Here is a 4,162-nt window from a genome sequence, read left to right as displayed (position 1 = left end):
CCGACCTCATCGAACTCTACCGAGGCTACGGCGACACGTTCTTCCTCGACCGCTGCTACGACCTGCGTGTGCACCAGTCGCCGTCGACGTCGTCGGTGGTGCTCGAATACTCCTCCGAGGGAAGGGTTGTCGCCAACGGGCAGCCCTACGGCAACCGATACATCTCGGTGGTCGTCATCAACGACCGCAAAGTCACCGCGTGGCGCGACTACCTCGACCCACTGCGAGTCTTCGCCGCCCTCGTGGGACGCCCCTTCGAACCGTCGGCCCGGCCCTGCGACTGGTTACCTGGAGACGAGGTGTTCGATGAGCGCTTGCCAGCTATCGGCGAGTCGATCGGCAGCCCCAGGAGGCGCAACGGTCGGGGCCTCCGATGTGGCGAGGTACAGCAGCATTGGGCCTTCTAGTGCCCCGGTGAGTTGGATGGCGAGGCTGTCCAAGTCGGGGAAGGTGAGGTGGGCCTGAGTCAGCAGTGCGCGCAGGTGGACGCGGGAGATGGTGTCTTCGCCGGCGGGGATGGGCTGGTTGCGGTCGAGGGCGGCGCGTGCGATGACGTGGTGATCTAGCAGGAACGCGATTCGGGCCCGGCCGTAGGCGATGAGGCGCTGCACGGGGTCGGCGCCCGGGCCAAGCGGTGGAGGCCCATGGAGCACCTGCTCTTGGAAGTGTCGTTCGTCGGCGTCGAGCAGCGCCCGGAATATCCCGGCGCGCGTGCCGAAGCGGCGGAAGACGGTGCCCTTGCCCAGGCCAGCGCGTTCGGCCAGACCGTCCATCGTCACCCTGTTGGCCCCAAGCTCCGCGAGCATCTCACGTGCCGTACGCAGCAGTAGTTCGCGGTTGCGCACCGCGTCAGCACGTTCGGGCCGCGGCTTTCCCAGGGGCACTACCGCTGGGTCCATCCCGTCAACCTACCGCGACGGAATATTAAACGGGGTGAAGTCCGTTTATGCTAGTGTCGAAACTCGGTGCCCCAGCGCGTCGGGTCCGCGGCACGCAGACGTCAGGTGACGGCTGAACGTCTACGCCTTGCCCCAGAAGCTCCGTCACGAAAGGAAATGATCACGATGTCCACACAGGATTCAGCGGCGCACGCGACGCCCAAGAAGCAGTCGTTGGCCAAGCGAGACCGCAGCATCCGTCTGCACCTGCCACCCGCGGATCGTCTCGAGCTATCCGGTCGGCACCTGGTGGTCGTGGGGGGCACCAACGGTCTGGGCCGGGCCATCGCCGTCCAGGCCGTGGCCCGCGGAGCCCACGTCAGCGTGGTCGGGCGCACTTTGCGTGACGACCCGTCGCGTCGCCTGGACTTCTATCCCGCAGATCTGTCCTCGATGCGCGAGGCGATCAGGATTGGCAAGGAGCTGCCCGTCGAGGACAGCGACGTGCTGCTGTTCACCACTGGGATCATCGCCGCCAAGACCCGCGAGCAGACACCAGAGGGCGTGGAGCGCGATATGGCCATCAGCTTCCTGAGCCGCCTGGCCATCATGACGCAAGTCGCCGGTCGCCTCGGCACGCGGCGAGCCGAGGTGGGCACGCGGCCGCGCATCTTCGTCATGGGTTCGCCCGGATGGGGTGAACTGGGCACGATCACCGACCTGAACACCCAGCGCGACTACACGTCGATGAAGGCCCACGGCAACTCCATCGCCGGAAACGAAGCACTCGTGGTGGCCGGGCAGCGCCGATTCCCCGGTCCCGCTTACTTCGGACTGGCGCCCGGTCTGGTCAAGACCGGCATCCGTTCCAACCTTCTCGGCGACGGCAGCGCGGCGCACAAATTGACTGAAGGCCTCATCGGACTGTTCCTCCAGTCCGCCACTACCTACGGCAAGCGCATACTGCCCCTGCTGTTCACCCCCGAGCTCGACGGCCACGACGGCGTCATGTTCAACAGCAAGGCCCGACCCATCCTCCCGACACGGGGCTTCGACACGGCCTACGCCGAACGCTTCCTCAACGCGTCCGAGGAGCTTTTGCGCCACGCCCTGAAAGCCGATTCCGTACGCTGACAGAACTTCGTCAGATCCACTCACAGCCGCACGACCGCCCCAGGTCGTCATCGTGGTGCGCAAACCTGGTGGTGTGTGGTGCGCGGGATGGCGGTGAAATGTTGCGCCGAAGGCGTACGCGACGAGTAGCCGTATGCCTTCGGCGGTCTGGGCGAGAGTTACCGGGTCGCTATGCAGCAGGTCGCGTGCCAGAGTCATGCGCCAATCCGTCAGGTCCGCGCCGCTGGGGTTGATCCCGTTGAGCGAGAGGGGTGTTGGCTGGAGAGGAGAGTGATGCAGGAGGCCGCCCTAGGGGTCGGAACGACCGCCGGTGGTTCGCGCGATTGGCGGCCCTCGGACGGCAGCTAGACATCCCAGGTCCGTAAGTTCCGACATGAGCGGGGTGTACTAGTCGTCGACGTTTCACCAGCGGAGTTGAGGGTCATCGGCAGCCTTTCGAAGTGGGTCGCGTCCAGGATGTGACATTGGCTGGCGTGAACCATCGGCCAAAACGCGTAGACCGATTGCCCAGGGGTCGTAGAAGCGGCCCCGTTAGGCTGGTCCGCCCGGCACTGCGCACCTGACCCCCAGCCCGTGCAGGCGCTGGGATCCGTGCGTGCTGACCCTAGGGAATCCAGCGCTTTGTGAGACAAATCGGTGGACGATTGCGGTGAGGCAACGCGAAACAGCGCACGTCACGGCGCCTGTCGGATCGGATCGAAGGCGAGAACCTAATCGCGGATCCTCATTTGAGATGGCGGATGATGGCGGGGCCGCGGTGCGATTGCGGTGGTGTGAAAGCTGAGGACACCTGCTGAATACGCTGCCGCGTGCAGACACCCACACCCCGGCTGCCTGCGAGATCAACAGAATCCGGAACAAAGAACGCGACTCTAGATCCGGGTGGACTCGGTATCGGGGACTCGCCACGACAACAACGTCGGACAGCGCGATTCCCGACCCGATAGCTCCACGGGGCCAGCGCATCTCGCCACGCGGACACGTAGCGCGATTCGAGCGACTGGGTGATTGACGCGAGGATAGGCCGGCGGCTTTGCAACAGATGCCACGTGACGAATTGCTGGCTGGAGGGTAGTAGATGCGCGGACCGAGGGAACTGATGCGACGGACAGTCCCGATGTGTCAATTCCTTGGTGCGGCAGTGCCCTTGGGGACGGCGGCGGACTCTTTCCCAGTGGTTGGCGTTCCCAATGGTTGGCGCTGATCACGCTGCACTGGTTGCGTCGCGTACCGCGGCATAGAAGGTCTCGAGCTCGCCCGGGATGTCGGGCCCGGTCGGCTGGTAGATGATCTCGGTGACGCCTTGGGCGGCGATGTCGCGGACGCGGCGGCCGATGTCGTGGGCGGTGCCGGTCAGGGTGGTTTGGGTGATGGCGTTCCAACTGCCGGCCGCCCAAGCGGCGGTGTCGGCGTGATTGAGGCCGATGAGGTGTTGGTCGTGCACGGCGAGATGGCGTTCCGCGAATGGGGTTTGCTTGATGGTGTCGAGCCACACGTTGCCGCCCGGCAGGGTGGTGACATCGCCGCCAAACTCGTAGGCGGCGTGGTAGGCCAACGCGTTTCCTGGCCCCGCCGCCGCCTGCACGCGCGCCGTATCGTGAGGCTCGCCGTCTGCCAAGACGGTGCCGTGCACGCCGAGTGCGGTCCAGTCGAACCGCGACGCAAAGCGGGTCTGGCCGTTGACGGTGAACAGACCGTCCGCCAACTCGGTTGCCACGGCAATACCCTTGGGGCCCAGCGCCGAGATGAGGATGGGAATGTCGATCGGGCGTGCGGGTGCGTGTCCGTTCGGGTGCATCATGCGGATACGCGTGTCGCGCCAGTTCACGGTTTCACCATTGAGCAAGGCCCGGAACGCGATGAGGTAGTCGCGCAGATACGACCAACTGGTGGGAGCCTCGCCGAGCGCGCGGGCGCCAGCAAAGCCGGTGCCGAACGCGACGGCTACACGTCCGGGGGCCAGCGCCGTCAACGCCGCGGTGGCGGAGGCATTGACCATCGGGTGGCGCAGGTCGGGCACGAGCACACCAGGACCCAGACCGATGGTGGTGGTGCCTTGGGCCGCCAACGCGAGCATCATCCACACATCGGGGCCTTCGTGCGGGATGTCGAACAGCCATGCCCGTTCATAGCCGAGGCGCTCGGCGATG

The 4,162-nt window shown here is 65.7% G+C and carries 3 protein-coding genes; 1 reads left to right on the top strand and 2 read right to left on the bottom strand.

Features of this window, described 5'->3' with window-relative positions:
* Window positions 1–284: 284 nt before the first annotated feature.
* A complete protein-coding gene (locus tag QOI01_RS03805) occupies window positions 285–899 on the bottom strand; it encodes a TetR/AcrR family transcriptional regulator (protein WP_526378740.1) in 615 nt (204 codons plus the stop codon).
* A gap of 165 nt (window positions 900–1,064) precedes the next feature.
* Between QOI01_RS03805 and QOI01_RS03800 the strand changes: the two genes are divergently transcribed.
* Window positions 1,065–2,012, top strand: a complete 948-nt coding sequence (locus tag QOI01_RS03800; RefSeq protein ID WP_526378738.1) for a Rossmann-fold NAD(P)-binding domain-containing protein — start codon at window positions 1,065–1,067, stop codon at window positions 2,010–2,012.
* A gap of 1,204 nt (window positions 2,013–3,216) precedes the next feature.
* Here the strand turns inward: QOI01_RS03800 and QOI01_RS03795 are convergent.
* Window positions 3,217–4,161 carry an LLM class flavin-dependent oxidoreductase gene (locus QOI01_RS03795; RefSeq protein WP_526378736.1) on the bottom strand — a complete coding sequence of 315 codons (945 nt, stop codon included), beginning with the start codon at window positions 4,159–4,161 and terminating at the stop codon, window positions 3,217–3,219.
* Window position 4,162 lies beyond the last annotated feature (1 nt).

It is taken from the genome of Mycobacterium sp. (assembly GCF_032162605.1).
Lineage (GTDB): Bacteria > Actinomycetota > Actinomycetes > Mycobacteriales > Mycobacteriaceae > Mycobacterium.
The sequence above is the reverse complement of the archived record's forward strand: the minus strand, read 5'-3'. Positions and strand labels throughout refer to the sequence as shown.